Source organism: Pseudomonas sp. SIMBA_067, assembly GCF_046534675.1.
GTDB classification, from domain to species: domain Bacteria; phylum Pseudomonadota; class Gammaproteobacteria; order Pseudomonadales; family Pseudomonadaceae; genus Aquipseudomonas; species Aquipseudomonas putida.
The window spans coordinates 1-249 of the sequence record NZ_JAWRYH010001019.1 but is presented as its reverse complement, the minus strand read 5'-3'; the positions used below and the strand labels follow the sequence as shown (position 1 = coordinate 249).

Sequence of the window (249 nt, the reverse complement as noted above, 5' to 3'; positions counted from 1 at the left end):
CAGTTTAACTTTGCCGCTGATCAGCTTCGCCGCATAACCGGCAATAAAGCCCGCGATAATACCGCCTAAGAACCCTGCGTTGATGCTGGTGGCGATCATACCGCCAATCAGACCCGGCGTGAGGCCCGGACGATCGGCAATGGAAAAGGCAATATAACCTGCCAGTACCGGCACCATCAGCGCAAAGGCTGAACCACCACCAATCTGCATCAGCGCCGCTGCCAACGTACCCGGCTCTTTAAACGCTTC

The 249-nt window shown here is 56.2% G+C and carries 1 pseudogene; it reads right to left on the bottom strand.

Going from position 1 to position 249, the window contains the following annotated elements:
* A pseudogene (locus tag SB765_RS32300) lies at window positions 1-249 on the bottom strand (PTS fructose transporter subunit IIBC); the annotation flags it as partial.